Source organism: Actinoplanes lobatus, assembly GCF_014205215.1.
Taxonomy (GTDB): Bacteria; Actinomycetota; Actinomycetes; order Mycobacteriales; family Micromonosporaceae; genus Actinoplanes; species Actinoplanes lobatus.
The window spans coordinates 3489910-3516564 of the sequence record NZ_JACHNC010000001.1; the positions used below are offsets into that span (position 1 = coordinate 3489910).

A 26655-nucleotide genomic window follows, 5' to 3' on the forward strand; every position below is an offset into this window, starting at 1 on the left:
GTTCCGCCCCGGAGTCAACCCTGAGATCCGGGTCAGGGTCTGTCGTAGGTACCGGGCAGAATGGCGGGGTGCCCGCCGGATACCGCCGCCAGCTCTACCGCGACGACGCGGTGGTGCTCCGTGTGCAGAAACTGGGCGAGAGCGACCGGATCGTCACCCTGCTGACCCGGCGCCACGGCCGGCTGCGTGCCGTCGCCCGCGGGGTCCGCCGGATCAACTCCCGGTTCGGCGCACGGCTCGAGCCGTTCGGTCACATCGACCTGCAACTCGCCGGCTCCCCCGAGGGGCTGGGCAGCTCGCTGCACTCGGTCAGCCAGGTCGAGGCGGTCACCCTGTTCGGCAAGAGCTTCCTCACCGACTACCCGCGCTACACGGCGGCCAGCGCCATCTGCGAGACCGCCGAGCGGCTCACCCCGGTCGAGCAGGAGCCCGCGCTCCGGCTCTTCCAGCTCACCCTGGGCGCGCTGAAAGCCCTGGCGGCCGGCGAGCACCTGGGCGGTCTGGTGCTGGACGCCTACCTGTTGCGCGCCATGGCCTTCGCCGGCTGGGCCCCCGCGCTCACCGAGTGCGCGGTCTGCGGCACCCCCGGGCAGCACGCCGCCTTCGCCGTCCCGGCCGGCGGCGCGGTCTGCCCCGACTGCCGCCCACCCGGCGCCGCCCACCCCAGCCCGGCCACCCTCGGCCTGATGTCCGCACTCACCTCCGGCGACTGGACCGTCGCGGACGCCGCCGAGGCCGCGGTGCGCCGCGAGTGCAGCGGCCTGGTCGCCGCCCACCTGCAATGGCACATGGAGCGGGCGCTGCGCTCGCTCCCGCTTGTCGATCGACGGGAGTTGAACCCTTGAGCCCGCGTCCGCCCACCCCACACATCTCCGGCGCCCGGCCACCCCAATTGCCCACGGCCGCGTTGCCGAAGCATGTGGCGATCGTCATGGACGGCAACGGCCGCTGGGCCAAGGACCGCGGGCTCGCCCGGACCAAGGGCCACGAGCAGGGGGAGCACTCGCTCTTCGACACCATCGAGGGCGCCATCGAGATAGGCATCCCCTACCTCTCGGCGTACGCGTTCTCCACCGAGAACTGGAAGCGCTCGCCCGAGGAGGTGCGCTTCCTCATGGGCTTCAACCGGGACGTCATCCGCCGCCGCCGCGACCAGCTGGTCGATCTGGGCGTGCGGGTGGTCTGGTCCGGGCGGGCCGGCCGGCTGTGGAAGAGCGTCATCCAGGAGCTGCAGACCGCCGAGGAGATGAGTCGCGGCAACACCAAGCTCACCCTCCAGTTCTGCGTCAACTACGGCGGCCAGGCCGAGATCGCGGACGCGGCGGCGGCCATCGCCCGGGACGTGGCGGCCGGCAAGCTCAAGGCCGACAAGGTCAACGAGAAGACCATCGCGCGCTACCTCTACCACCCGGAGATCCCGGAGGTGGACATGTTCCTGCGCCCGTCCGGCGAGCAGCGTACGTCCAACTTCCTGCTCTGGCAGTCGGCGTACGCGGAGATGGTCTACCTCGACACCCTCTGGCCCGACTTCGACCGCCGCCACCTGTGGTATGCGTGCGAGCTCTACGCCCAGCGCGACCGCCGCTTCGGCGGGGCCCTGCCCAACCCGGTCAGCCCGACGTAGCCTTTTGCCGGGTCAGCGCCCGCACCGCGACGTCGGTGTCGGCCAGATCCGGCAGCACCACGTGCGCGCCCGCCGCGGCCAGCTCCGCCGCGGCGGTGCGGCCCGTCGCCACGGCGACCGCGACCGCCCCGTTGGCCAGGGCCGCGGTCACGTCGTGGACCGTGTCGCCGATCACCACCGGGTGGAAGCTCTCGGCGTACTTGACCTGCGCCCGTTCCAGGCAGCGGCGCACCAGGACCGCCCGGACCGCGTGGTCGGTGCCGTAACCACCCACCTCGGCGTCGAACTCGCCGCCCAGCCCGAAGGCGGCGAGTTTCACCGCGGCGACCTGCGGGACGTTGCCGGTCACCAGGGTCTGCACCACCCCCGGGTCGTCGGCCAGACGGGCCAGCACCGCACGGACGCCCGGCATCAGCGCGCCCTGCTCGGCGAACTCGTGCCGGATCTCGTGGACCACCTCGACGTAGCGGGCGAAGAACCGCTCCGGTGTGCAGTCGGTGACCCCGTGGGACGCGAACACCTCCGTGCAGATGTCCGTGTCGGTCCGCCCGCCGAAGTTCGGCGTGTCCCGCCACTCCACCCCGGTCACCTCGGTGAACGCCGCCTTCCAGGCCCGCGTCGTCACCCCGCCGCCGCGCAGCAGGGTGTAGTCGATGTCCCACATCACCAGGCGCCTCACTCGGCCAGCACCCGCTCGATGTGCTCCACCTTGGCGGTCAGCGCGCCGGTCACACCGGGCCGGACATCCGCCTTCAACGACAGGCTGACTCGTGGGGCCACCGCGGCGACGGCGTCGACGGCCTGCTTCACGACGGCCATCACCTCGTCCCACTCGCCCTCGATCGTGGTGAACATGGCATCGGTCCGGTTCGGCAGACCGGAGGCGCGAACCACCCGGACCGCCTCGGCGACGGCGTCGCCGACGGAGTCCCCGGACCCGATGGGCGTGACGGAGAAGGCAACCAGCATCCGCTCATCCTTCCAGGTGGCTCGCGCTTGAGTCGATCAATGCGTACGACTACCCTAGGCGCTAAGCACGTTGCGCCGAGCAAAGTGCACTACCCTGGAGGGAAGTGGTTTCATGGGGGTCGCCGTGGTGGATGAGCCGATGAACATCGATGCGCGGGCTTTGATGGAGGCCGCGAAAATCCTGGGTACGACGACGGCGGGTGACACGGTCAACGCGGCGCTTCGCGAGATCGTCGCCGTCCGTCAGAGAGTCGAGGCCCTCGAAGAGCTCGGTCGGATGGGTCAGGCCGGCGATTTCGACGAGCTGCTGGACAAACGGAACTACCGCCGATGACAGCGAAGTACCTGGTGGATACCAGTGCATACGTTCGGCTCGCCCGCGAGTCCGCCCTGCGGGACGCATGGCGCCCATGGTTCGCTGCGGGGACCTTGGCGGTGTGCCCACTGACAGAATTGGAGATCTTCTTCGCCGCCCGGTCGGTCGACCATCGAAAGGAGATCGAGTCGACCATTCGGGATCGGTACAACTGGGTGTTCATGCCTGATGTGATCTTCGATCGGGCGGCTGAGGTTCAGGAGCTTCTCACCAGGTGCGGCGCTCACCGGTCCGCCGGCCCCGTCGATCTGTTACTGGCGGCCACGGCGGAGGCGCACGGGATGACGATCCTGCACTACGACCGTGACTTCGTGAAGGTTGCTGAGGTGACCGGGCAGCCGGTGCGGTGGATCGCGGAGCCCGGGTCGGTCAACTGAGGGCTTGGCTCTGTCTGAAAACTACCAGGGATGGCGATTCGCCGGTATCGGGAGCGCGGCCGAGTGTGGGAGCCCGGGGCGGGGCGTAGCTTCGCCGGGTGACAGTGGAGCGAATCGATGCGTCAGTGGCCGGGCGGTGGAAGCTCGGGGACACGTTCGTCAATCGGATGGGGTTCGGGTCGATGCGGCTCACCGTGCGGGCCGATCGGGAGCGGGCTGTTCGGGTGCTGCGCCGGGCGGTCGAACTCGGGGTCGATCACATTGATACGGCGGCCTTCTACTTCTCGCCGGGCGGGATTCTCGACGGGGAAGACGGGCCGGTTCGGTATGCGACCGAGCTGATTCGGGAGGCGCTCACCCCGTACCCCGAAGGTTTGATGATCGTCACGAAGGTGGGGCCGGACCCGCGGGCCGATGGTGGCTGGGGTGAGGCGATCACCGCGGAGCAGTTGCGCCGGCAGGTGGAGGAGAATCTGCGCCGGCTCGGGGTGAAGGCTCTTGACCTGGTCAATCTGAGGATCACCCGGGATCGGGAGAGGTTCGCCGAGCGGTTCGGGGCGCTGGCCGAAATGCGTGCGGAAGGGCTGATCCGCCATCTCGGGATCTCCAACGTCGGCGTCGAGCAACTCGACGAAGCCCAGCGGATCGCGCCGGTGGCGTGCGTGCAGAACGCCTTCGCCGCGGATCTTCGGCGGCACGAGGATCTGCTGCGCGAGTGCGGCGCCCGCGGGATCGCCTTCGTCCCGTTCTTCGCGATCGCCGGGTCGACGCGGGAGAGCGGCGTGGCGGCGGGAGACGCCGGGCCGGAGTGGCGGATCGCGCGGAGGCGTGGGGTCACCGGGCATCAGGTGCGGCTCGCCTGGACGTTGCATCAGGGACCGCATGTGCTGGCGATCCCGGGCACCGGCGACGTCGCTCACCTGGAGGAGAACATCGCCGCCGGTGGGATCTCACTCACCGCCGAGGAGCTGGCCGAGATCGATCAGCGTTGACGGTCGAGGAGGGTCGCGACCTCGGCGGCCAGTTCGGTGGTGGCCTCGATCTCGGCCTTGCGGATCGAGACGCTCTCGATGTTGAAGCCGTAGGGGATGCCCAGGTGCTCGCAGAAGTCGATCAGATCGCGGGCGATCAGCATGCACTGCCGGTAGGACTCGGTGAGCGGGTCGGGCGAGTGGCGGATCGCGTTCTCCAGCCAGCGGGGCACGTCCACACCGAGCCAGCGGACGAACTCCAGGGTCTTCAGCGAGCCGCACAGCGACAGCGTGAAGATCACCGTCCGGGGGTCGACGCCGCGCTCGCGGCACTCCAGGTAGTAGTCGCTGAGCAGGTTCTTCGTGTCGTTCAGGTGGTAGATCACCTGGGTCACGAAGAAGCCGATTCCCCGTTCCTGCTTGGCCAGCATGCGCAGGTGCTCGTCGCGGCGCTCGCCGATCACGACGGCGCCGAGCGGCAGGTCGGGGCGGACCTCGTTGCGCAGCTCCTGGGCCCGGCGCAGACCGGTGTGCACCGGCTTGCCGCCCGAGGAGGCGCCCACGAAGACGGTCAGCACCTGATCGCCGGCGCCGGCCAGCCAGCCCCGCAACTCGTCCTCGGGGTACTTGCCGACACAGCGGTAGATGATCACCGGCTCCCGCCAGCCGGCTGCCAGATGCCGGCTGTAGTAGCGCGCCGGGTCGAGGGTCGGCAGGTACGGGAAGGGCCGCTCGTCCGGGTTCCGGTCGGACTCGTCGTCGATGTCGTACAGGATCAGGCCGTCGAGGTCGAGCGCGCCGAGCCGCTTCAGGGTGACCTCGGCGATCTCGCTGATCCGGTCCTCGGTGGCGTGGCTCCGCGGCGGGGTGATGCTGAACACCAGGACGCCACTGCGGGCCTCGGCCAAGAGCTGTCGCAAGGGGGGACGAGACATGCGACCCACAGTAGGGGTAGCCCCGGCGTGGCCGGGCATCGCACACGTCCCGTCCCGCTCTGCGATCAGTGGTCGGCGCAGCAGGGAGTGGGGTTGCGGGTCTCGAACGGGATCAGCCGGCCGCCCGCGGCCGGGGCGGTGATCAGGACCAGTTCGCCGGCCCGGAACCGCGGGCGGACGAAGTCGCCGGTCTCCACCACGGTCGCCGGGTCGGCCGGGCCGCCGCCCAGCACCTCGACCCGGGAGATGGAACTGCGCTGGAGGATCTCGCTCACGGTCAGCTCGCCGGTGAGCCGTTCCACGCCGGGGAACCGTACGGCCCGCCCGTCGCGCCCGGCGGCGGCCTCCCCGGCGGCGGTCGCCAGCTCCGGGCCGGTCTCGAACGAGGCGGCCGTGAGCAGGCTGATCGCGACGTGCGGGTAGGGCGTGGCGACCAGGTGGGTGCAGGCCAGAACCGGCGCCGGGGTCAGCTCCATGATCCAGTGGTCGGCTTCGGCCAGGGTCCGGTGCCCGAGGCTGACCCCGATGATCCGGGCGGTGGCAACCGACTGACTCATCGGGGCAGGACCCAGATCGGGTTGGTGTAGAACCACAGGTCGCCCCACGGGTCGGCGGCGCCGCTCACGTCGAGCTGCGGCCCGTACGGGTCGACCGAGGCGCCGAGCAGGCCGGGCTGGGTGCGGTTGCCGTCGGTGCCGCGAACCCGCAGGTAGAACGGCTTGTCGAGGCGGCCCAGGTCGTACGAGAAAGTGATCTTCCCGGAGGTCTTCGACACCTCGAAGGACTTGACCACCCTGGTGTCCGGGGCGGTGAAGGCGTCCCGGTCGGTGACCGGCCCGGTGACCGTTCCGACGATCACGTCGACCCGCTTGAGGACCGGGATGAACCCGGCCCAGTTCGGCACGTCCTGGAGGTCGATGTCGAGGACCAGTTCGGTCGAGGTGCCGCGCCTGACCTGGAGGACACCGCCGAGCGGGGTGCCGGTCGACCAGCGGCGGTCGCCGGTGACCCGGACCCGGGCGTCCAGCGCCTTGATCAGCCGGCCGTGGTCGACCCAGACCCGGCCGGAGCGCAGGCCGTCCATGACCGCCCGGTACGAGAACGACGCCGAACCCACGTTGGTGCGGCCGTAGTAGCCGGGCCAGAAGTCGCCGGCCTGGGTGTTGATCGATCCGTTGTAGACCGGGTCGTTGTACTTCCCGTTGGCGTTGAAGTCGCTGCCCGGCCCGCGTTCGGTCTGGTCCAGGTAGTTGACGTGGCTGTCCGAGTTGACGGTGATCCACCAGGCCCGGCCCTCGGCCAGGAGGCTGTCCCACAGGCCGCCGACGGTGGCGGTCATCCAGTCGAAGCCGCCCCAGGTGCGGTAGCTCTCCAGCGGGTAGCCGGGGAACGACGCGGCCGACGGGCTGTTGTCGTAGTAGCCGCGGGCGCCGCCCCGGCCGTTCGGGGCGGGGATGCCGGCGGCCTGGTGGCCGGGCGCGCCCTCGAAGCCCACGGCGACCGTGGGGTCGGCGTCGCGCCAGTTGCGGATCTCGTGCGGGGAGTCGATGCCGCGCCGGGCCGGGTGGTTGGCGAAGAACAGGGCGCCGTCGATCTTGCGGGCCTTCACCTGCTCGCCGAGGAACTGGATGCCGGCGATCGCCATGGCCTCGTTCTGGGCGGCGGTGTTGGTCGACGGGAGCAGCGAGCCGTCGTACCGGGTCTCGAACTGCTTGAGGACCTCGACCTCGTTCCGGCCGGGGTGCACGAAGACGGTGGCGTGCTCGGCGGCCGGGATGTTCCACTCCAGACCCTGGAAGGTGAGCAGGCCGGGGAGTTCGGCACGGGTCTTCACGATGTCCGGGTTGACCTTGTCCACACCGATCTTGGCGTGGGTGGCGCTGCCGTGGTCGGTGATGACCAGCCAGTCCAGGCCGTACGCGTGCCCGTGCCGAGCCTGGTCGATCACCCGGTACTGGGCGTCCGAGCTGTACTGCGTGTGGATGTGATGGTCGCCGGCGAGCCAGCGGAAGCCGCCCTGCGCGGTCTGCGGGGAGGCGCCGTGAGCCGCGGCGGCGCCCGGGTGGGGCAGTACGGAGGCGGCGGCCCCGGCGCCGAGGAGTCCGGCGCCGAGCAGGAAGCTGCGGCGGGTGGCGTCGGAGGATGACAGTTCCGCGGTGGGAACGGAGAGATCGAGAGCCTCCGGAAGATCGTTCTCGGAGACTGCGTCATGCGAGTGATCGTGCGAATGATCGTGGCCGTGACCCATGGGCGACACCTTCGTCCCATCAGGACAACGCCCGTTGTCGATTTCGTGTCCGTCCAGCGAACGATCATCCTGCCGAAGGCGAAGGCGCTCCAGGTCCGCGGGCCGGGCCTGTCAGCCGATGATCGGATTGAAGTGGCCGAGCAGCACGGTGACCGCCAGGATCGTCAGCCCGGCCAGCAGGGCGGCGGCCAGCAGGACCCCGTCGGGCGCCGTGAAGTGCTGTACCCGCGCGTGGGTACGCGGGACGCCGGCGTCGAACCCGCGGGCGTCCATCGCCACCGACAGCCGCACCCCGCGCCGCAGCGCCCCGACCAGCAGCGCGAACGCCGTCGACGCGAAGAGCCGCAGCTTGGCCAGCGGATTGCGCCCGGCGTCCACCCCGCGGGCCCGCCGGGCCAGGGTGAGCGCCCGCCACTCGCTCCCGAGCAGTGGCACCAGCCGGAACGCCGCCAGCGCCCCGATCGCGAACCGGGCCGGGGCCTTCGCGTTCTGCACCAGCGCGTCGGCCAGGTCGGTGGGGTCGGTGGTGGCGAAGACGACGATGCCGGGCAGCGCGATCGCGAAGATCCGCAGGACCAGCGCGCCCGCGGTGGCCAGCACGCCGGTGGTGATGTCGAACGGTCCGAGCGACGCCACGGTGGCCCCGGTCCGCTCCCCGGCGAACAGGACCATGGTGACCAGGATGCCACCCGCGGTGATCAGCAGCGGGGTCAGCCGGCGGGCCAGCAGCCGCATCCGGATGCCGAAGAACGGCAGCACGAGCAGCTCCACGACCAGGGCCGCGGACGGGGTGAACGGGTCGACGGACAGGATCAGCGGCAGCGTGAACAGCAGCGCGGCGCCCAGCTTGGCGACCGGGTTGCGGCGGGCCAGCGGCGCGCCGGGGTCGGCGATCGGCTCGACGGACAGGCTCACGGACGAGACCTCCGCGGCAGCGGGTCCGGCGCCGGCTCCCCGAGGGGCACGATGCGATCAGCGAGGGTACGGACGAAGGCGTCATCATGCGTGACAGCGACCACCCCGTGACCGTCGTCGCGCAGCCCGGCCAGCAGTTCGACCAGCTCCTGCCAGGTGCGGCGGTCCTGGCCGAAGGTGGGTTCGTCGAGCACCAGCAGCCGGGGCGCGGTGGCCAGCGCGGTGGCCACGCTGAGCCGGCGGGCCTCCCCGCCGGAGAGGGTGTACGGGTTCGCCTCCGCGAGCCGGGTCAACCGCAGCCGGTCCAGCAGGTCGTCGACGATGCGGCGGATCTGCTCGGGGGTGCGGCCCAGCCGGCGCGGGCCGAGTGCCAGCTCGTCGGTGACCCGCCCGGTGACGAACTGGTGCTCCGGGTTCTGGAAGACCGACCCGATCCGCCCGGTCAGGGTGGCGGCCCGCCAGCGGTGCGGCGGGCGGGGGTCACCGAACGCCTCGACCCGGCCGGATGTCGGCGCCAGCAGCCCGCCGAGCAGCAGCGCCAGCGTGGACTTGCCGGCGCCGTTGGGCCCGGTCACGGCCACCACCTCGCCCGCTCCGGCGGACAGCGAGACGGGTGGGAGGCGTTTCGTGACTTCGGCGCGCGTCACGCGTACCAGATCGTCTGTCGGTTTTGTGGCGGCCTTGACCGGCGGCGTGCTGAACCCCGGCACCCAGACGCCCTCGCCGGCGAGTTTGTCGCCGTAGGCGGCGAAGATCAGCTCGGGCGTGCCGTCGGCGCGCACGCCACCGCCCGGCTCCAGGACCACGACCCGGTCGACAAGCGGAAGGGCCTCGGCCACCCGGTGTTCCACGATGATCAGCGTGGTCGAGGGATCGGCGGTCCGGGCGACCGCGTCCCGGATCAGCGCGGCGCCCGCCGGGTCGAGGTTGGCGGTCGGCTCGTCCAGCAGCAGCAGTCCGGGCCGCAGGGCCAGAACCCCGGCCAGGGCGAGACGTTGCGCCTCACCGCCGGAGAGCGCGGCGGTGGGCCGGTTGACGGGGTACGGGAAACCGACGCGATCCAGTACGTCGGACACCCGTGGCCAGATCTCGCCGGCCGGCACCCCCCGATTTTCCAGCCCGAACGCCACGTCGTCGCCGCTGCGGGCCATCACGAGCTGGGTCTGCGGGTCCTGGAAGACGATGCCGACCCGCTCGCGGGCCTTGCGCGGGTCCAGCCCGTCGATCTCGATGGCGCCCTCGGACTCGCCGGAGTCCTCCGGCAGCAGGCCGGCGAGGGCGGCGAGCAGGGTGCTCTTGCCGGCCCCGGAGGGACCGAGCAGCAGCACCCGCTCGCCGTGCCGGATCTCCAGGTCCAGCCCGCGGACCGCCCAGGCGCGGCGACCGGCGTGCCGCCACCCGAAGCCGCGAAGCCGAACCTCACTCATGAATCAGATGGTTGCCCGCTCGCGGCCGGCTCCGAACCGGTCCAGCACACCGGTCGGGGCCAGCGCCCGGACCAGCGCCCAGGAGCCGAGGCCGGCGATCACGGTGCCGCTCAGGACGGTGATCAGCGCGTACGGGATCCGGTACGACCAGAGGGCGGTCTCCGAGTTCCACACGAAGAAGTCGAAGATCGCCGCGCTCACACCGGTGAACGTGCCGGCCAGCAGCGCGGTGCCGATCTTGAACGACTGGTAGCGGAACGCCGCGAACGCCAGCTCGGCGCCGAGGCCCTGGGCCAGGCCCTGCCAGACGACGGTCAAGCCCCAGGTGCTGCCGAGCAGCCCGGACACGAGCGCCGCCACCAGCTCGGTGTAGAGCGACGCGCCCGGCTTGCGGATGATCAGGCCGCCCAGCACGGCCGGGATCAGCCAGACGCCGTACAGCACGGTCTGGGACGGGGGGAAGAAGGCGAAGGCGCCCTCGGTGATCACCCAGAGGTTGCCCCACGCCCAGAAGATGACGCCGAACGCCACGGCGATCACCGAGGCGATCACGATGTCTATCGTGCGCCACCGGTTCGGGTTGTTGTCTTTCATGTACGCCTCCCAGCGGACACCGGGAGGAGACGCACGCCGCGACCCGAGCGGCGGTGCCCGGGCACGACGCGGCTGGAGAGGACCGAACTTCCTGCGCTGGCATTACCCAGATCAGGTACGAGGGTCTGCGGTCGCCCGCACTCTCAGCGCTGTGCGCTCCCCTGTCGGATCGAAGCCCGGCCGCTGTCGCGGCAGGGCCTCGGTGGATGTGCTTCGATGACCGTAACACCTGGTAGCAGCGCGGCACAGGGAGGTAGTGATCACGTGATCGAGGTCAAGGCCAGGGGCATGACGTTCGATGTGCACGAGGGGGGACCCGCGGACGGCGAGCCGGTCCTCCTGCTCCATGGATTCCCGCAGGACTCCCGTGAGTTCGACCTGATCCTGCCCCGTCTGCACGAGGCCGGGCTGCGGACCTACGCCCTGGACCAGCGCGGATGTTCGCCCGGCGCGCGGCCCACGGCGGTCGAGGCGTACCGGATGTCGGAAGTCACCGACGACGCCATCGCCGTCCTCGACGCCCTCGGGGTCGAGAGCGCCCACGTGGTCGGCCACGACTGGGGCGCCCAGGTGGGCTGGCAACTGGCCGTCCACCACCCGCACCGGGTCCGGACCCTGACCGCGATCTCCGTGCCGCACCCGCGGGCGCTGCTGCTCGCCATCCGGGTCCGGCCCTCCCAGCGGGCCCGGCTCGCCTACTTCGGGTTGTTCCGCTCCGCGATCGCCGAGAAGGTGCTGTCCGCCCGGCACTCGTTCCTCCTGCGGCTCATGCTGCGCCCCATCGGGATGCGCGCCGAACAGTACGTGGCGGCGATGCGCGAGCCGGGCCGGCTGACCGGTGGGCTCAACTGGTACCGGGCCGTCACCAGCGAGCAGTACTCCGGGCTCGGGGTGGTGACCGTGCCGACCACCTACGTGTGGAGCGACCAGGACGGGGTGGTCGGGCTCACCGCCGCGCTGCGGACCCGGGACTGGGCGCAGGGCGACTACCAGATGGTGGCCATGCGCGGGGTCAGCCACTGGGTGCCCGAACAGGCGCCACGCGAGCTCGCCGACGCCGTCCTGGCGCGGATCGGCGTTTGACGGATCCTGCGGCGGGGAACGCCCCAACGGCATGGCGGTCGATACACACCACACCCCCCGTGAGACGGAGAAACAGCGCTGGGATCGCAACTTCGGCGACCTGCTCCAGGAGCTCAGGGTCGCGCAGACCGGAGTGCAGATCCTCTTCGCGTTCCTGCTGACCCTGCCGTTCAGCAGCGGATTCCCGAAGGCCACCGCCTTCCAGAAGGAGACCTACATCGTCGCGCTGATCAGCGCGGCGTTCGCCACCGCGATGATCATTTCGCCGGTGGCGTTCCACCGCGCCCTGTTCCGGCAGGGCCGCAAACCGGAACTGGTCCGCCACGCCCACAGGATGGCGTCCGGCGGCCTGGCCTTCATGCTGATCTCGATGGTCAGCAGCGTCCTGCTGATCACCGACTACCTGCTGGACTGGATGTGGGCGATCCCGCTGACCGTCGTCACCGCGGGCTGGTTCCTGACCTTCTGGGCCATCCTGCCGTTCGCCCACCGCGAATGGGGTGAGGACGAGGACGGCTCAGCGCCGGTGGACCCGTAGGCCCAGCGCCCGCAACTCCAGCTCGGCGAGCGCCTCGACGGCGGCCGCGTCACCGGCCCGCCAGCTCTGGGCGATGTCCGGGCCCAGCCTGGTCAGCTCGCTGAGCGGGCGGCCGGCCAGCGCGCGCAGCGCCAGCAGGTCACGGCCGGCCGCGTCGTCGCGGACCGCGGCCGCGATCCCGGCCCGGCGCATCCAGCGCAGCCGCAGCGGCAGCCACAGAAACAGGACCAGGGCCAACGGTACGGCCACCGCCATCAGCGGCAGGATCAGCGCCAGCCGTCCGACGATCTCCTGCTGCTCGTGACCGGCGTCGGCGATCGCCCGCGCGGCGTCCGCGGCGCCGGTGAACGGCCTGGTCAGATCGTCACCGACGACCGGCACCCGGCCCACCTTGCCACCCGCGTCGGCCAGGTTGTCGGCGATGCCGCTGCCGGCGCTCTCCAGTTTCTGTCCGGGCACGGCCAGTTTCTCGACCACGTCGTTCATCCACAGTGCCACCCGGATCCACAGGTAGACCCAGAGCACCACGAGGGCGTCGGTGATCAGTTGGCGAAGAACGACGGGGAATCGGTCCGCATAGGGCTTCACACCGGAAGCGTCGCACTCAGCTTTTCGCGGCGCACTCCGGGCACGTGCCGAAGATCTCCATGGTGTGCGAGACGTCGACGAAGCCGTGCTGGCCGGCCACCTTGTCGGCCCAGGACTCCACCGCCGGGCCGGCCACCTCGACCGTCCGCCCGCACGACCGGCACACCAGGTGGTGGTGGTGCCCCTGGCTGCACCGCCGGTAGAGGTGCTCCCCGCCCGGCGGGCGCATGACGTCGATCTCGCCGGCGTCGGCCAGGCCCTGCAACGTCCTGTACACCGTGGTGAGCCCGACCCGCTCGCCCCGCTCGCGCAACATCGCGTGCAGATCCTGCGCGCTGTGGAAGCCCTCGGTCTCGGCGAGGACGGCGCTGACGGCGCTGCGCTGCCGGGTGTTGCGGGTGGTGCTCTCGGCGTTCACTGTCGGCTCTCCCTGGCGTGGCTCACGGCGTCGGTGACGATATGGGCGACGTGTTCGTCCACCAGGGAGTATGCGATCTCCCGGCCACGCCGCACACCCCGCACCACGCCGGCCCCCCGCAGCACCCGCAGATGCTGGGAGACCAGCGGCTGCGGCGCTCCGAGCTTCTCCACCAGATCGTGCACGCAGCGCTCGCCCACGCCCAACTCGACCACGATGGCTACACGGATCGGTGCGGAGAGCGCGCGCAACAGCGCCCCCGCGGATTCGTACGCCTCGTAACCGGTGGTCGTCATCGTTGCGCCAACCGTACAGGTGGCGTGTCGTCAGACATGCAGGACGACATCGGGTGGCTCCGTGGCGGCCGGCGGGCGCTCGCGTTCGCGCCGGAACCGGCGGGCCAGGGCGCCGCCCACGGCGGTGGCCACGAACGCGGCCAGGGCCAGCAGCACGATCGTCGCGCCGGGCGCGGTGTCCACCTCGGCGGAGAGCACGATGCCCGCGCCCGCCGCCAGCACGCCGATCAGCATGGCCAGCGTCATGGTGCTGCGGAAACCACGGGTGACCTGCTGGGCGGCGGCCACCGGGACCACCATGAGGGCGGACACCAGCAGCAGGCCGACGGTACGCATGGCGATCGTCACGGTCACCGCCGTGGTCACCGCGAGCAGCAGATTGAGGGTGCGCACCGGCAGGCCGCTGACCCGCGCGTACTCCTCGTCGTTGCAGAGCGCGAAGAGCGCCGGGCGGAACACCAGCATGGCGGCCAGCACCGCGGCGCCGAGCCCGCCGATCAGCGCGAGATCCTCCGGCGACGTGGTGAGCAGCGACCCGAACAGGTACTGCATCAGGTTGCTGTTGCCGGCGTCGTCGGAGAGGCCGACCAGCAGCACCCCGCCCGCGATGCCGCCGTAGAAGAGCATGGCCAGCGCCAGATCGCCGGAGGTGCGGCCGCGCTCCCGGATCAGCTCCACGCCGACCGCGCCGACCGTCGCCACCAGCACCGCGGTGAGCACCGGCGAGTTGCCGGTCAGCAGGCCCACGCCGACACCGGTGAGCGCCACGTGGCCGATCCCGTCACCGATCAGCGAGAGGCGGCGCTGCACCAGGTAGATGCCGAGCGACGGGGCGGCCAGGCCGATGATCACGGCGGCCACCAGGGCGCGCTGCATGAAGGGGAGGGTGAGCAGGTCCATCAGTACGCCTTCGTCCCCTCGGTGGGCGCCCACTCGCAGATGGCCGGCTTGGCCTGGTCGGCGTGCGGGTGCACGTGCTCGTGACCGGGCTCGGCGTGGTGCCCGGCCGGTTCGGGAGGCGCCCCCTCGTACGCGATCCGGCCGTCGTGCACCACCACGGTCCGCCCGATCAGCGGCCGCAGCGGGCCCAGCTCGTGCAGGACCAGCAGGATCGTGCCGCCGTCGCCGGCGAACCGGGTCAGCGCCGCGGCGAACGCCTCCTGGCTGGCCGCGTCCACGCCGGCGTTCGGCTCGTCCAGCACCAGCAGGTTCGGTTCACCGGCCAGCGCCCGGGCGATCAGCGTCCGCTGCTGTTGACCGCCGGACAGGGTCGTCACCGGGTCACCGATCCGGTCCAGGAGGCCGACGGCGGTCAGCGCGTCGCGTACCGCCGCCTTGTCCTTCGACCCGGGGAAGCGGAAGACGCCGCGCCGGGCCAGCCGGCCGGACGCCACCACCTCGCCGACGGTGGCCGGCACGCCGCTGCCGGCGCCGAGCCGCTGCGGCACGTACCCGATCCGCTCCCAGTGCCGGAACCGGCGCTGGGCGACCCCGAACAGGTCGATCTCGCCGCGGCGCAGCGGGACCAGGCCGAGGATCGTCCGGATCAGGGTCGACTTCCCCGACCCGTTGGCGCCGAGGACCGCGACGACGTCGCCGGCCGCCACGCTCAGCGAGACGTCACGCAGCACCTCGCGGCCGTCGTAACCGACCGCCAAGTGCCTGACCTCCACCACAACGCTCATGAACACTCCAGACCGAGCTTCAATGCGGTCAGGTTGGCACGCATCGCCGAGAAGTAGTCCGCGCTGTCGTCGGTCAGACCCTCGATCGGGTCGAGAACGGCGGTCTGCGCGCCGGCCTCACGGGCGATCGTCTCGGCGACCTTCGTGCTGACCAGCGTCTCGAAGAAGATCGTGGTGGTGCCGTGCTCCTTGGCCTCGGCGGCCACCTCGGCCAGCCGCTGCGGGGACGGCTCGGTCTCCGGGTCTATGCCGGTGATGCCGATCTGGGTCAGCTCGTAACGGTCGGCCAGGTACGCGAACGCGGTGTGGCTGGTCACCAGCTCACGCCGGGCGCAGTTGGCCAGGCCGGTCCTGAACTCGCCGTCCAGGGCGGTCAGCTCGGTGCGCAGCGCGGCGGCCCGGCCGGTGAAGTCGGCGGCGTGCGCCGGGTCCGCCTTGCCGAGCCGCTCGGCCAGCTTGTCGGCGATGGTGGCGAGCCGCTCCGGGTCCAGCCAGACGTGCGGGTCGTTGGCGCCGTGCTCCTCCTCGGCGTGGGCGTCCGCCTCCTCGGCGGTGAGCGGCTGCACCGTGCCCACCGCGTCGAAACCGCGGTCCCCGCCGTTCTGCTTCATCGCGTCGTCCACGGCGGGCTGGAAGCCGCTCAGGTAGACGATCAGGCCGGCGTCGGCGACCTGGCCGACCTGGCTGGCGGTGAGCTCCACGTCGTGCGGCTCGGCGCCCGGTTTGGTCAGGGTCGACACCCGGACCGCGTCGCCGCCGACCCGCTCGCTGATGAACTGGAGCGGGTAGAAGGCGGTCACGACGGAGAGCTTGCCGTCGTCACCGTTGGCCGAGCCCCCTCCGCACCCGGTCAGCGCGGTCAGCGCGGTCAGCAGGGTTACGGCGGGGATCAGGCGGCGCATCATGACGGCAACTGTGGTCGATAATGACAATGATTGTCAAAGCCGCATGGTTTCACAGGGCTTTCGCCACCACGGCGGCCACCAGAACGCTCAACAGGACGAGCCGTACGGTCCTGGTGATCCCTGACTGCACCGGCCAGGTGGTGAAGGTCAGCGCGGCCAGACCGGCCGCCAGCACGCCCAGCAGCAGGGCGCCCACGATCCCGGGCAGGAAGAGCCCGGCCATCAGCAGGACGAGAGCGCCGACGAAGGCCGTGGTCGGGTTCACCCGGGCCAGCCGGTGAAGGAAGGACGGTGTCACAGTGGCTCCTGTCGCGCGTGCGTACCCTCGTCACATGCTGGTGCTCAACCGCTTCTCGGTCCCACCGGAAACGCAGGACGTCTTCCGGGAACAGGCGCACGCCGCGCTCGCCGCCCTCGCGCGCACGTCCGGTTACCGGTCCGGCCGCCTGACCCGGGCCCTGGAGGACCCGGCCGGGTGGATCCTGGTCACCGAATGGGAGTCGGTCGGAGCCTACCGGCGGGCGCTCGGGGCGTTCGACGTGAAGGTGTCCGCCACCCCGCTGCTCGCGCTCTCCCTCGACGAGCCGTCCGCCTTCGAGACCCTGGCCGAGGCCGCCCCCGGCGGGGACGTGGTGATCACGGCGAGCGACCGGGCGGCCGAACCCTGGCGCTGAACACTAGGCTGTGGACATGAGTCTCGTTCCACCTCCACCACCGGGCCCGGGCGTGCACCCGCCGTTCCCGGCGCCTCCGGTCGAGGGCCGGGGCAAGCGGATCGGGACGAGCCTGGGGATCACCGCGGGCGTCCTGGTGCTGATCTGCGGCGCGGGAGCGGTGGCCGCCGGCGGGTTCCTCACCGCGTTCGGCAACGCGCTCGACGAGCAGGCCGAGGTCGTCGTCAGCCGGTACCTCGACGATCTCCAGGACCGCGACTTCGACGGGGCGTACCAACAGCTCTGCCAGCAGGCGAAGGACAGCGAGAGCCAGGTCGACTACGTCGCCCGGATGTCGGCCAGCGAGCCGTTCTCCTCGTACCGGCTGGGTGAGCTGGCCCTCGGGGTGCGGATCGTCGTGCCGGTCGACCTGCTCTACCCCGACGGCGGCTCGGCGCGGCAGGAGGCCCTGCTCGGGCAGAACAAGAAGACGGGCAAGTTCGAGGTGTGCGACCTCGGGGAGTAACCTCGCTTTTCGTCCAGTCCTTTACGAATTTCCCCGCCGACACCCAGCCGGCGTAGGAGGAAACCGCACATGCCTGCCGACCGTATCGACAGCGTCGTCAGCCTGGCCAAGCGCCGGGGCTTCGTCTTCCCCTCCAGCGAGATCTACGGAGGAACCCGCTCGGCCTGGGACTACGGTCCGCTCGGCGTGGAGCTGAAGGAGAACGTCCGCCGGCAGTGGTGGAAGACCATGGTCCAGCAGCGCGACGACATCGTCGGCCTGGACTCCGCGGTCATCCTCGCCCGCGACGTCTGGGCGGCCTCCGGTCACCTCGACGCGTTCGTCGACCCGCTGACCGAGTGCCAGTCCTGCCACAAGCGCTTCCGGGCCGACCACCTGGAAGAGGCGTTCGAGGCCAAGAACGGCAAGCTGCCGGCCTCCCTCCAGGAGCTGAACTGCCCGAACTGCGGCAACAAGGGCACCTTCACCGAGCCGAAGATGTTCAACGGCCTGATGAAGACCTACCTCGGCCCGACCGAGAGCACCGAGGGCCTGCACTACCTGCGCCCGGAGACCGCCCAGGGCATCTTCGTCAACTACAACAACGTGGCCACGGCGGCCCGCAAGAAGCCGCCGTTCGGCATCGCGCAGATCGGCAAGAGCTTCCGCAACGAGATCACCCCGGGCAACTTCATCTTCCGTACGCGTGAGTTCGAGCAGATGGAGATGGAGTTCTTCGTCGCGCCCGGAAGCGACGAGGAGTGGCACGAGTACTGGCTCCAGCAGCGCTGGAACTGGTACCGCGACCTGGGCCTGTCCGAGAGCAACCTGCGCTTCTACGAGCACCCCAAGGAGAAGCTCTCGCACTACTCGAAGCGGACCGTCGACATCGAGTACCGCTTCCAGTTCGGCGGCACCGAGTTCGCCGAGCTCGAGGGCATCGCCAACCGCACCGACTTCGACCTGTCGACGCACTCGAAGCACTCCGGGGTCGACCTGTCCTTCTTCGACCAGGAGAAGGGCGAGCGCTGGGTGCCCTACGTCATCGAGCCGGCCGCCGGTCTGACCCGCGCGGTGCTGGCGTTCCTGCTCGAGGCGTACGACGAGGACGAGGCCCCGAACACCAAGGGCGGCGTCGACAAGCGCACGGTCATGCGGTTCGACCCGCGGCTCGCGCCGGTCAAGGTCGCCGTCCTGCCGCTGTCCCGCAACCCGGAGCTGTCGCCGAAGGCCAAGGGGCTCGCCGCGGACCTGCGCAAGCGCTGGATCGTCGAGTTCGACGACTCGCAGGCGATCGGCCGCCGCTACCGTCGCCAGGACGAGATCGGCACCCCGTTCTGCGTCACGGTCGACTTCGACACCCTCACCGACAACGCGGTGACGGTCCGCGACCGCGACACCATGAAGCAGGAGCGGGTCTCCCTCGACCAGATCGAGGACTACCTGATCAAGCGCCTGCCGGGTTGCTGATCCACCGGATCTAGAACTCGAAGCCGCCCGGTCGGCTGTTCCGGTCCGCGATCAACCCGGCCAGGGTCGCCACGGCGATCTCGGCGGGGGTGCGCGAGCCGATGTTCAGCCCGACCGGGCGGTGCACCCGCCCGATCTCGTCCTCCGGCACGCCCAGCTCGCGCAGCGCCGCCACATGCGGGCCCTCGTGCCGTGGATTCCCCAGGATGCCGATCCAGCGCGCCTTCCCGTCCAGCGCCTCCCTGAGCAGGGCGCCGATCTCCGGCCGGTGATGGTCGGTCAGCAGGATGTCGGTGTGCTCGTCCGGCGCCGCCGCCGACAGATCGCCCACGTAGGTGTCACCGTGCGGCCGGGGCGTGCCGCCCAGCCGGGTCGGGTCCGGCTCCACCAGCACGGTCTGGAAGCCCAGCTCCACCCCGAAGCGGAACAGCATCTCCGACACCGGGGACTCGAAGACCGCGATCAGCCGTCGTGGGCTCTGCGCACCGTTCTCCATACCCCAGACTCTGCCAGAGGCCCCGCCCGTTGTCACTCTTCCAGGTGACTTGCGACAGGTTGCTCAGTGACAATACCGTGGGTGGTGAAAGCAAGGCTACCTTTCACCCCTGGAGACAGCGTTGCCCACCATGGAAGAGTTCATGCAGGCCCTGGTGACCACCCAATCCGAGCACATCGCCGCGCTGGCGAAACAAACGGCGATCCTCGACAGGCACACCGCGATGCACAAGCAGCACGCCGGAGCGCTCGCGCGGGTCTCACTCGACGTGCAGCGCCTTCAAGACGGGGTTCAGCAGATCGTCGGGATGCTGGATCGGTTGATCGAGCAGGGCCCTCGGCAGTAGGCGATTCGAGGTCGCCGGGCATGGCGTGTCACCCTAGGACCCGTGATTGCACCGCTCATGCTCGGCGACCATGCCGTCAACCCGCCTGTCGTGCTCGCGCCGATGGCGGGCATCACCAACGTGGCTTTCCGGCGGCTCTGCCGGGAGCAGGGTGGCGGTGTCTACGTCTGCGAGATGATCACCACCCGGGCGCTGGTGGAGCGGATCCCCAAGACGCTCAAGATGATCGCGTTCGCCGAGGACGAGGGTTTCCGCAGCCTCCAGCTCTACGGCGTGGACCCGGACGTGACGGCGGCCGCCGTGCGGATGGTCGGCGAGGACGGCCTCGCCGATCACATCGACCTCAACTTCGGCTGCCCGGTGCCCAAGGTCACCCGGCGCGGCGGCGGTTCGGCCCTGCCCTGGCGGCGGCGGCTCTTCGGGCGGATCGTCAGCCAGGCGGTCGCGGCGGCCAAGCCGTTCGGCATCCCGGTCACCATCAAGATGCGCAAGGGCATCGACGACGACCATCTGACGTACGTCGAAGCCGGCCTCGCCGCGCAGGAGGCCGGCGTGGCGGCGGTCGCCCTGCACGCCCGTACCGCCGAGCAGCGCTATTCGGGTCAGGCCGACTGGGACGCCATCGCCACCCTGAAGCAGGCGCTGGACGTGCCGGTGCTGGGCAACGGCGACATCTGGGAGGGCTCGGACGCGCTCCGCATGGTCGAGCACACCGGCTGCGACGGCGTGGTGGTGGGCCGTGGCTGCCTGGGCCGCCCGTGGCTCTTCGCCGATCTGGAGGCCGCCTTCACCCAGGGCGCGAACTACCAGCCGGTGCTGCCCACCCTCGGCGAGGTCGCGAAGATCATCGCCCGGCACGCGCAGCTGCTGGTCGAGGCGCTGGAGGACGAGCGGCACGGCTGCGCCGACTTCCGCAAGCACGTGGCGTGGTACCTCAAGGGTTTCCCGGTCGGCGGTGACCTGCGCCGCAGCCTGGCGATGATCTCTTCGCTGACCGAGCTGGACGACCTGCTCGCCAGGCTGGACCCGTCGGTGCCGTTCCCGGCCGACGCGCTGGGCCAGCCGCGTGGCCGGGTCAACGCGCCCGGCAAGGTCTCCCTGCCGCACGGCTGGCTGGACAGCCGCGACGACGACACCGTCCCCGAGGGCGCCGAGACCGACGAGTCCGGCGGCTGACCGGCCGCCCGGCTCAGTGCGATCTTGGACGTTTCACCACCGGATCCGGGGGCGAAACATCCAAGATCGCGGAATTTCGGAGCGGACGTCAGGCCGCCGCCCAGCAGGCACGAAGCGCCGTCAACGCAATTCGGCCTCGTCGGCGGCGGCGCGGCCGGATTCCCAGCCCTCCAGGCTCTCCACGCGACTGCCGCGGGCCCGGACCGTGCGCGGGAACGCCCGGTCCATCGCCTCGTGCACCTGCACCTCGCGGCGGTGTAGGACCGGGAGCAGATCGCCGTGGCCGGTCATCTCGCGCTCGGTGACCTGCCGCAGCCGTTCTCCGATGCGTACGCCGTACGCGACCAGGAACGACCGTTTGAACGCCTTCAACCGGGCTTTGCGGACGTTCTTCTCGTCCCGCACCATCGCCCGGTTCGCCTGGACCAGCAGTGACGTGTAGAGCAGCTCGACCGCGTCGATGTCGGCGTCGAACCCGAAGATCGTGCTGAACCCCAGTTCCGGCGACCAGACCGTGCGGCAGGTGTTGGCCCGCGACACGGCGTCCAGCAGACCGGCCTTCTCGCTCTCGTACGGGTGGTCCACCCCGATCCGCCGGGCGAACGGTGTCACGTCCACCGCCGGGGCGGCGACCACCTCGATCCGGTACCGGGTGATCAGCTCCTGGGCCTTGGCGCTGTACGACTCCGCCTCGGCCGGGAAGTCGGTGGCCTCCGCCTTGGCCAGCAGTGCCCGGACCCGGTCGAGGATGCGCTGGTCACCGTGGTGCGGCACGGTCGTCAGGGGGGTGCCGGGCGCCGGGATCAGGATGTCGATGCGGGGCATCCGCCGCAGCTCGGCGAGCAGGGCGAGGGATGCGTCGAGCACCGCGATCCGGTCCGGCCGGCGGCCCTCGGGGGTGCGCAGCGCGTCCGCCTGGGCCTGCCAGCGTTCGTCGACCGGGTTTTTCCCACGGGCGTAGTCCCGGGCCGCGTCGGCGACCAGCCGGGCCTGGATCGGGTTGCCGCGCCGGGCGACCGCGCGGTGCAGTTCGGCCGGCTGCCAGCCGTTGCCGAAGAGGCGGCCGAACTCGCCGCTCAATGCTCCTGCTAGCGCCGCGTCCACCTCGATGGACGGGGCGCCGGTCAGTACGTCCAGCGCGTCCTCGTGATCGAGTGCCCCGGACCGTACCGCCTCGATGATGTCCCGGGCCGCCATGGGAGGGAATGGTAGTTGCCGGGGTCCTGGTTCCCGGCCAGGACCCCGGCGCCGTGACCGCCGAGCGGCCGGACGGTCACGGAGTCAGCAGCCGAACCTCCCGGGTCTGCCCGGTCTGTCCGGCCAGACGATAGCCGCCGGTGGCCAGGGCCTCGATGCGCCACAGGGTGCCGCCGAGCTCCGTTCGGCTGAACGAGTCGGTGACCCGGTACCAGCCGTCAGCCGTGTGGGTGAACCGCCAGCGCTTTCCGATCAGCCGGGTGTTGTCCAGATCGGTGAGCAGCACGTCGCCGACCGGCTGGATCCGGAAGTCCTGGCAGTCATCACCGGCGGTGAAGGTCTGCACCGCGGAACCCGCCCCGCCGCAGCCGGCGGGCTGGAGGGCCCGGCCGGCCAGCGGGTTGACGATCCGGGACCAGCCCTCGGTGCTCGGGGCGAGCCGGAACCGCTGGCAGTCGTTGGCCAGCCAGCCCCACTGGGCCACCCGGGCGCCGTCGGCGTCGATGCAGGCGGCCACCTCGGCCACCTTGTTGCTCCTGCGGTTGGTCAGGCTCACGAAGCCGTTGCCGCGGTCGATGAGCTGCCACTGCTGGCAGGCGTCGCTGCCGTCGGCGGTGGCCAGGGTGATGTCCGCGCCCTCGTAGCCGCAGGTGGCGTTCGCCAGGGCGGCGCCGCTGCCGGAGTGGATCAGCTGCACGTACGCCGGGCCGTGTCCGTGGCCGCGGTTGCCGCTGAGTGGGTCGGACAGCTGTGGCCAGCCGTCGGCCCACCGGATCCGGCGGATCGAGCCCTTCGGGTCGCCGTCGTCCGCGCCGTCGTAGTAGTGGTGGGCGAACAAGTCGCCGTAGACGTCGCCGTGGCCGGGACCGACGAAGTCGTTGTAGCCGGCCAGGATCTGCGAGCCGCCACCCTCGGTGAGGGCCACGCCGTCTTTGTCCAGGTACGGGCCGGTGATCGCCCGGGAGCGGCCGACCATCACCCGGTAGTCGCTGTTCACACCCCGGCAGCAGAAGTCGAAGCTGACGAACAGGTAGTACCAGCCGCCGTGGTAGGTCACCGACGGGCCCTCGATCGCCATGCCGTTGCGGGAGGCGATCCGGTACTCGGTGGTGTCCGTGGTGGACAGCAGGCCGGTTGTGACGTCGAGGCGCCGCATCCGGAGCCCGTCCCAGAACGAGCCGTACGACAGGTAGGCGTTGCCGGCCCGGTCGAAGCTGACGTCCGGGTCGATGGCGTTGACGTTCTCCACGCCGCTGGTGGTGCGCAGGACCATGCCCCGGTCCACCCAGCGCGGGTTCGCCAGGGACTTCGTGGTGGCCAGGCCGATCACCGAGTTGTTGGTGCCGAACGACGAGGCCGCGTAGTACAGGTGGTACACGCCGTCGAAGTAGTTGATGTCCGGCGCCCAGAAGTCGGCCGGGGTGACCCCGAGTTCCTCGACCACCCAGGCCGGCGGGGTGTCGAACACGGTGCCGGCGTAGGTCCAGTTGATCAGGTCGGTGGAGCGGCGGATCGGCAGGTAGGTCCGGGTCCCGCTGTCCCCTGTGATGATCTCGTAGTAGTAGCGGCCCTGTTTGATCAGGGTGGGGTCGTGGGCGACGGGGTCGGGGTTCGTCCGTGCCGCGGCGTGGGCGGGCACAGCCGGTGACGTGATCAGAAGTGCGGCGGCGAGCAGAGCACCGAGTATCTTCACGGGTCCTCACAGACGGAAGCGCAGGGTGCTGGCACACCCTTTGCAGCGCTGCAAAACAGGATGCACGCGCCTCGATCCGACGGCAAGGGTTTACGTCCCGGAAACCTTGTTCACGAATCGCCGCCGGGGGGCGGGGAGGGCGGTGCCGGCCCTCCCCGCCAGGGGTGGCGATCACGCCTCGTGCCTCAGACGTCGAGGTCGTTCTCGATGCGGCGCAGCTGATGCCGGGACATCGCGAGGTTCGCCCGGTCACGCCGCAGCGCCACGTAGAGGAAGAGGCCCTTCCCGGAGCGGCTCGTGAGTGGCCGGATCATGTGGTACTGCGTATCCAGCGTGATCAGGATGTCCTCGATCTTCTCGGAGAGGTTCAGCATCTCCATGGCGCGCAGCTTCGCGCGTACCACGTCGGTGTTGCCCGCGGCGGCGACCGTCAGGTCGAGGTCCTTCCCGCCGCCCAGAGTGCCCAGGGCCATGCCGCTGGTGTGGTCCACGAGCGCGACGCCGATGCAGCCGTCGATCTCCATGATTTCCTTGAGTGCGGTGTCCATGTCGGGCATGGGATTCGTTCCTCCGTTGCGGTGGGATGGGTTGTGTAACGGTCAGCCGGTCGCCTGGCGGCGCCGGGCGACGTTGTTCGGCAGGGTGGCCATCGGGGTCCGCCGGGCCAGCGGAGTGGATGGACCGGCCTGTGTGGGGATCTCCGGCCGCAGTTGCGGCGCGGTGTCCAGGGCGAGGATGCGGATCAGCCGGCGTACGCACCGCCGCGCCTCGAGATGGACCATGGCGAGGTTCGCGTCACCCGAGGTGACCACGGTGAGCAGGGCGTTGGGCCCCGCGGTGTACGAGGTGATGTAGCCGCCGTCGCACTCCACCACGGATTCCCGCAGCTCACCGTGATTGACCGCGTGCGCGAAACGCCGGGCCAGAGCGAGGTGGGCCGCGGCCAGGGCCGCGAGGGTGTCCGGTTCGATGCCGTGCGAGTCGTGCGCGACGACCAGCCCGTCCGCGGTGGCGAGCACGCTGCCGGACAACTCCGGCACCCTGGTGCGCAGGCGGCCGAGTTCCTCGAGTACCGCCGGATCCACCGTCATCCTCTCCTCGCTCCTTCGGCTGGTCGGGGGTGCGCGCGTCACCGCAGTGCCCTCAGTGCGGTGCGTATGCGCTTGAGCAGGACCTCGTCGGTGCCCTGGTGCACCGGCGGGCTATCGGTGGCCAGTTCCTTCGGCAGCTTCGCGCCGGGTTTCCGGCGGGCCAGGCGAGGTGGCCGGTTCGCCGCGGTGGGGCTTTCCACGGCCGCGGCGGCCGCTGGGGGGTCGCTGTTCGGAGGCGGGTGCCGGGCGGTCGCCTCCGGGTCTTTCACCCCCGAGATCACCGGTACGGCCGGAGCGGTCCGGTCCACCGGCGCCGAGGCCCCCCGTGGGTGCGGCAGCCGGACGAACTCGGGGCTGTCGGCCGCCCGCGTCTCGGGCAGCTCGATCAAGCCGGCCGCGGCCATCCGGCGTAGCTCCTGGATGGTCGCGTACCCGGCCCGGCCGAGCAGTTGGGCCAGGTCGGCCGGGGTGCGCTGACCGTCGGCGTGGACCAGGAGCTCCCACTGCGCGGCGGTGACCGTCACCCGTGCCCGGGGTGGGCGGGTGACCGGGCTGACCGGCTCCACGTCGATTCGCCGGTTCGGGAAGATCTCGTCGAGCAGGTGGACCCGGCGGAGCACCTCCCGGCTGACCGCGGCCGCGTCGATGTGTACGACCGCGCCCAGCCAGTGGGTGGCGCCGGGCAGGAACTCGACCGGTGCCGACTCCGCGGAGAGTGCGAAGTACGCCGCGTCGTAGGTCGCGCCGAGCACGCACAACTCCAGCTCGCCCTGGGTGAGGTGGCCCTGCTCGACCAGCAGCCGGCCCACCCGGGCGGTCGAGGTGCCCAGGTCGAGCGCGCTCTGCCAGGTCCGCCCGGCGAGCCGCCCGGACGAGGTGAGCAGCTCGCCCACCCCGGGCGCGGCCGGCGACTCGGCGTAGATGACCCGGCCCTCGAAGACGTAGACCGCGCCGCCGGGGTGGCCACCCACCATCAGCGCTCCGGTCTGCCGGGCTTCGGCGACCCGCGTGAGCAGGTCGCCGGGCGCGGCGGTCTTCGTCGGGGCCACCGATCGCTCCTTCGTGGTCAGTGGATCGGGTCATCGGGCCGCGACCAAGTCGTCGGCCAGGCGTTGCATCTTCCGGCGGGCCACGGCGAGGTTGCCGCGGATCCGGTCCAGCCACACGTAGAGCACCAGGCGGCTGTCGAATTCGGTCTGGACCACCCTCAGGAGGTGATAGCCCCCGGCAGTGGTGATGATCAGGTCTTCCAACAGGTCGTGCGGTATGGCCGAGACGAACAGCGATCGGCTGTTCGCGGCCTGGACCACCTCTGCCGTTCCGGCGGCGGCGGCCTCGTGGTCCTCGTTCGGCGCGGCCCCGGTCGTGGCGACCGGGAAACCCGTGGTGTAGTCGACGATGCTGGCGCCGACGGCGCCGGGGATCGTCATGGCTTCCTGTAGACAGTGGTCGACGCCGGGCACTTCACTCCTCAGCGTTGCGGTCGGCGGTCAGACCCTTCCCGTCCGCCACCGTGGGCCATCCTCCGGTGACCGTGCGACTACAAGTCGCACGTTCTGTGCGTCATGGTCCGGTGGCGGTGACCCGTTTCCGGGGCCGCCGTGGACCGGGCACGGCACGCAGCCGGGCCGCGGTGAGATGGCCCGGCGAGCCGAGGTCCACGCCGGGCACCTCGCCCAGCCAGTGCCGCTCGCCGGGCACGAAACGGGCCGGCGCGTCGGCCTGTTGCAGCAGTACGTGGGCGGCGTCGGCGATGACCGCCACCACCCGCAGGGACAGTTCGTTCTGGCCGAGCCAGCCGTCGCGCAGCAGCACCCGGCCGACCCGGTGGCCGCCGCGGCCCTCCGCGTACACGGCCCGCCAGGTCTGCGGGGCGAGCCGGCCGGACGACACCAGCCGTTCGCCGAGGCCCGGGCAGGCGGGCGACTCGGCGTACGAGATGCGGCCGGCGATCAGGTAGAGCACCCCACCCGGTACGCCGCCGATGTGCAGCGCGCCGGTCCGGCCGGACTCGCCCAGTTCGGTGAGCAGGCGCCGCATCGATGCGGTCGCCGGTGAACCAGGAATCACAGATTGTCA

General features: G+C 70.9%; 35 protein-coding genes and 1 riboswitch. Of the genes, 12 read left to right on the forward strand and 23 right to left on the reverse strand.

Features of this window, described 5'->3' with window-relative positions; all coding sequences use genetic code 11:
- The first annotated feature begins 68 nt into the window (after positions 1–68).
- A complete protein-coding gene (gene recO, locus BJ964_RS16240) occupies positions 69–845 on the forward strand; it encodes a DNA repair protein RecO (protein WP_188121441.1) in 777 nt (258 codons plus the stop codon).
- A complete protein-coding gene (locus BJ964_RS16245) occupies positions 842–1624 on the forward strand; it encodes an isoprenyl transferase (protein WP_188121442.1) in 783 nt (260 codons plus the stop codon). Before recO ends, BJ964_RS16245 begins: the two co-directional genes overlap by 4 nt.
- On the opposite strand, the gene BJ964_RS16250 is transcribed toward BJ964_RS16245, so the two are convergent.
- Together BJ964_RS16250 and BJ964_RS16255 are read right to left on the reverse strand one after the other, a co-directional pair.
- Entirely contained in the window at positions 1611–2303 is a 693-nt protein-coding gene (locus BJ964_RS16250) for an HAD family hydrolase (protein WP_229807235.1), read from the reverse strand. The two genes, BJ964_RS16245 and BJ964_RS16250, sit on opposite strands and share 14 nt — an antisense overlap.
- Complete coding sequence (locus BJ964_RS16255) at positions 2300–2593, reverse strand: MTH1187 family thiamine-binding protein (RefSeq protein WP_188121443.1); 294 nt, start codon at positions 2591–2593, stop codon at positions 2300–2302. The genes BJ964_RS16250 and BJ964_RS16255 overlap by 4 nt, the downstream gene beginning before the upstream one ends.
- 112 nt (positions 2594–2705) lie before the next feature.
- Between BJ964_RS16255 and BJ964_RS16260 the strand changes: the two genes are divergently transcribed.
- From BJ964_RS16260 to BJ964_RS16270, 3 genes are all read left to right on the forward strand, one after another.
- Positions 2706–2927: a DUF2191 domain-containing protein gene (locus tag BJ964_RS16260; protein WP_188121444.1), complete on the forward strand. Its 222-nt coding sequence runs from the start codon at positions 2706–2708 to the stop codon at positions 2925–2927.
- Positions 2924–3346 carry a PIN domain nuclease gene (locus tag BJ964_RS16265; protein ID WP_188121445.1) on the forward strand — a complete coding sequence of 141 codons (423 nt, stop codon included), beginning with the start codon at positions 2924–2926 and terminating at the stop codon, positions 3344–3346. Before BJ964_RS16260 ends, BJ964_RS16265 begins: the two co-directional genes overlap by 4 nt.
- 98 nt (positions 3347–3444) lie before the next feature.
- Complete coding sequence (locus BJ964_RS16270) at positions 3445–4338, forward strand: aldo/keto reductase (RefSeq protein ID WP_229807234.1); 894 nt, start codon at positions 3445–3447, stop codon at positions 4336–4338.
- Here BJ964_RS16270 and BJ964_RS16275 read toward each other — a convergent pair.
- The 6 genes from BJ964_RS16275 to BJ964_RS16300 all read right to left on the reverse strand — a co-directional run bounded on the left by BJ964_RS16275 (position 4329) and on the right by BJ964_RS16300 (position 10436).
- Complete coding sequence (locus BJ964_RS16275; RefSeq protein WP_188121446.1) at positions 4329–5252, reverse strand: 5,10-methylenetetrahydrofolate reductase; 924 nt, start codon at positions 5250–5252, stop codon at positions 4329–4331. The two genes, BJ964_RS16270 and BJ964_RS16275, sit on opposite strands and share 10 nt — an antisense overlap.
- Before the next feature lie 65 nt (positions 5253–5317).
- Entirely contained in the window at positions 5318–5809 is a 492-nt protein-coding gene (locus tag BJ964_RS16280) for a hypothetical protein (RefSeq protein ID WP_188121447.1), read from the reverse strand.
- A complete protein-coding gene (locus BJ964_RS16285) occupies positions 5806–7500 on the reverse strand; it encodes a PHP domain-containing protein (protein ID WP_188121448.1) in 1695 nt (564 codons plus the stop codon). The genes BJ964_RS16280 and BJ964_RS16285 overlap by 4 nt, the downstream gene beginning before the upstream one ends.
- 111 nt (positions 7501–7611) lie before the next feature.
- A complete protein-coding gene (locus tag BJ964_RS16290; RefSeq protein ID WP_188121449.1) occupies positions 7612–8415 on the reverse strand; it encodes an energy-coupling factor transporter transmembrane component T family protein in 804 nt (267 codons plus the stop codon).
- A complete protein-coding gene (locus BJ964_RS16295) occupies positions 8412–9842 on the reverse strand; it encodes an ABC transporter ATP-binding protein (RefSeq protein WP_188121450.1) in 1431 nt (476 codons plus the stop codon). The genes BJ964_RS16290 and BJ964_RS16295 overlap by 4 nt, the downstream gene beginning before the upstream one ends.
- A gap of 3 nt (positions 9843–9845) precedes the next feature.
- Positions 9846–10436: an ECF transporter S component gene (locus tag BJ964_RS16300; protein WP_188121451.1), complete on the reverse strand. Its 591-nt coding sequence runs from the start codon at positions 10434–10436 to the stop codon at positions 9846–9848.
- A gap of 70 nt (positions 10437–10506) precedes the next feature.
- Positions 10507–10609: riboswitch (TPP riboswitch) on the reverse strand.
- A 94-nt stretch (positions 10610–10703) separates the two neighbouring features.
- Between BJ964_RS16300 and BJ964_RS16305 the strand changes: the two genes are divergently transcribed.
- Positions 10704–11519, forward strand: coding sequence for an alpha/beta fold hydrolase (locus BJ964_RS16305; protein ID WP_188126983.1), 816 nt, complete (start codon positions 10704–10706; stop codon positions 11517–11519).
- A 31-nt stretch (positions 11520–11550) separates the two neighbouring features.
- On the forward strand, positions 11551–12057 hold the full coding sequence (locus BJ964_RS16310; protein WP_188121452.1) for a DUF6328 family protein: 507 nt from the start codon (positions 11551–11553) through the stop codon (positions 12055–12057).
- Here BJ964_RS16310 and BJ964_RS16315 read toward each other — a convergent pair.
- From BJ964_RS16315 to BJ964_RS16345, 7 genes are read right to left on the reverse strand one after another with little or no spacing between them, the layout of a single operon-like run.
- Positions 12037–12645 (reverse strand): hypothetical protein, encoded by a 609-nt coding sequence (locus tag BJ964_RS16315; RefSeq protein ID WP_188121453.1) that lies wholly within the window; start codon positions 12643–12645, stop codon positions 12037–12039. The genes BJ964_RS16310 and BJ964_RS16315 overlap by 21 nt on opposite strands.
- 16 nt (positions 12646–12661) lie before the next feature.
- Complete coding sequence (locus BJ964_RS16320; RefSeq protein ID WP_188121454.1) at positions 12662–13063, reverse strand: Fur family transcriptional regulator; 402 nt, start codon at positions 13061–13063, stop codon at positions 12662–12664.
- A complete protein-coding gene (locus BJ964_RS16325) occupies positions 13060–13359 on the reverse strand; it encodes an ArsR/SmtB family transcription factor (RefSeq protein ID WP_183226227.1) in 300 nt (99 codons plus the stop codon). The genes BJ964_RS16320 and BJ964_RS16325 overlap by 4 nt, the downstream gene beginning before the upstream one ends.
- 30 nt (positions 13360–13389) lie before the next feature.
- On the reverse strand, positions 13390–14259 hold the full coding sequence (locus BJ964_RS16330) for a metal ABC transporter permease (protein WP_188121455.1): 870 nt from the start codon (positions 14257–14259) through the stop codon (positions 13390–13392).
- Positions 14259–15044 (reverse strand): metal ABC transporter ATP-binding protein, encoded by a 786-nt coding sequence (locus tag BJ964_RS16335; RefSeq protein ID WP_188121456.1) that lies wholly within the window; start codon positions 15042–15044, stop codon positions 14259–14261. Before BJ964_RS16335 ends, BJ964_RS16330 begins: the two co-directional genes overlap by 1 nt.
- Positions 15041–15949 carry a metal ABC transporter substrate-binding protein gene (locus BJ964_RS16340; RefSeq protein ID WP_188121457.1) on the reverse strand — a complete coding sequence of 303 codons (909 nt, stop codon included), beginning with the start codon at positions 15947–15949 and terminating at the stop codon, positions 15041–15043. The genes BJ964_RS16335 and BJ964_RS16340 overlap by 4 nt, the downstream gene beginning before the upstream one ends.
- Before the next feature lie 49 nt (positions 15950–15998).
- Positions 15999–16247: a DUF6703 family protein gene (locus tag BJ964_RS16345; protein ID WP_188121458.1), complete on the reverse strand. Its 249-nt coding sequence runs from the start codon at positions 16245–16247 to the stop codon at positions 15999–16001.
- Positions 16248–16281: 34 nt separating this feature from the next.
- Here BJ964_RS16345 and BJ964_RS16350 point away from each other — a divergent pair, with 34 nt between their 5' ends.
- The 3 genes from BJ964_RS16350 (at position 16282) to BJ964_RS16360 (ending at position 18577) form a co-directional block, all read left to right on the forward strand.
- A complete protein-coding gene (locus BJ964_RS16350) occupies positions 16282–16623 on the forward strand; it encodes an antibiotic biosynthesis monooxygenase family protein (protein WP_188121459.1) in 342 nt (113 codons plus the stop codon).
- A 16-nt stretch (positions 16624–16639) separates the two neighbouring features.
- Complete coding sequence (locus BJ964_RS16355; RefSeq protein WP_188121460.1) at positions 16640–17128, forward strand: hypothetical protein; 489 nt, start codon at positions 16640–16642, stop codon at positions 17126–17128.
- A 69-nt stretch (positions 17129–17197) separates the two neighbouring features.
- The gene (locus BJ964_RS16360) at positions 17198–18577 is read left to right on the forward strand and encodes a glycine--tRNA ligase (protein WP_188121461.1); all 1380 of its coding nucleotides are present in this window, start codon (positions 17198–17200) and stop codon (positions 18575–18577) included.
- Between the two features lie 10 nt (positions 18578–18587).
- Here the strand turns inward: BJ964_RS16360 and BJ964_RS16365 are convergent, their stop codons facing one another.
- Positions 18588–19073, reverse strand: coding sequence for an XdhC family protein (locus BJ964_RS16365; protein ID WP_188121462.1), 486 nt, complete (start codon positions 19071–19073; stop codon positions 18588–18590).
- A 130-nt stretch (positions 19074–19203) separates the two neighbouring features.
- On the opposite strand from BJ964_RS16365, the gene BJ964_RS16370 reads away from it, so the two are divergent.
- Together BJ964_RS16370 and dusB are read left to right on the forward strand one after the other, a co-directional pair.
- A complete protein-coding gene (locus tag BJ964_RS16370) occupies positions 19204–19419 on the forward strand; it encodes a hypothetical protein (RefSeq protein ID WP_188121463.1) in 216 nt (71 codons plus the stop codon).
- A gap of 57 nt (positions 19420–19476) precedes the next feature.
- Complete coding sequence (gene dusB, locus BJ964_RS16375; protein ID WP_188126984.1) at positions 19477–20595, forward strand: tRNA dihydrouridine synthase DusB; 1119 nt, start codon at positions 19477–19479, stop codon at positions 20593–20595.
- Positions 20596–20715: 120 nt separating this feature from the next.
- Here dusB and BJ964_RS16380 read toward each other — a convergent pair whose 3' ends face one another.
- The 7 genes from BJ964_RS16380 to BJ964_RS16410 form a co-directional block, all read right to left on the reverse strand.
- On the reverse strand, positions 20716–21792 hold the full coding sequence (locus BJ964_RS16380) for a DUF2786 domain-containing protein (protein WP_188121464.1): 1077 nt from the start codon (positions 21790–21792) through the stop codon (positions 20716–20718).
- A 76-nt stretch (positions 21793–21868) separates the two neighbouring features.
- Positions 21869–23485, reverse strand: coding sequence for a family 43 glycosylhydrolase (locus BJ964_RS16385; protein WP_188121465.1), 1617 nt, complete (start codon positions 23483–23485; stop codon positions 21869–21871).
- 185 nt (positions 23486–23670) lie between these two features.
- A complete protein-coding gene (locus BJ964_RS16390) occupies positions 23671–24042 on the reverse strand; it encodes a hypothetical protein (RefSeq protein WP_043526192.1) in 372 nt (123 codons plus the stop codon).
- Positions 24043–24084: 42 nt separating this feature from the next.
- Complete coding sequence (locus BJ964_RS16395) at positions 24085–24576, reverse strand: roadblock/LC7 domain-containing protein (RefSeq protein ID WP_188121466.1); 492 nt, start codon at positions 24574–24576, stop codon at positions 24085–24087.
- Between the two features lie 38 nt (positions 24577–24614).
- The gene (locus tag BJ964_RS16400; protein ID WP_188121467.1) at positions 24615–25625 is read right to left on the reverse strand and encodes a DUF4388 domain-containing protein; all 1011 of its coding nucleotides are present in this window, start codon (positions 25623–25625) and stop codon (positions 24615–24617) included.
- Between the two features lie 30 nt (positions 25626–25655).
- Positions 25656–26039, reverse strand: a complete 384-nt coding sequence (locus BJ964_RS16405) for a roadblock/LC7 domain-containing protein (protein WP_188121468.1) — start codon at positions 26037–26039, stop codon at positions 25656–25658.
- A gap of 100 nt (positions 26040–26139) precedes the next feature.
- Positions 26140–26616 (reverse strand): DUF4388 domain-containing protein, encoded by a 477-nt coding sequence (locus tag BJ964_RS16410; RefSeq protein ID WP_188121469.1) that lies wholly within the window; start codon positions 26614–26616, stop codon positions 26140–26142.
- Positions 26617–26655 lie beyond the last annotated feature (39 nt).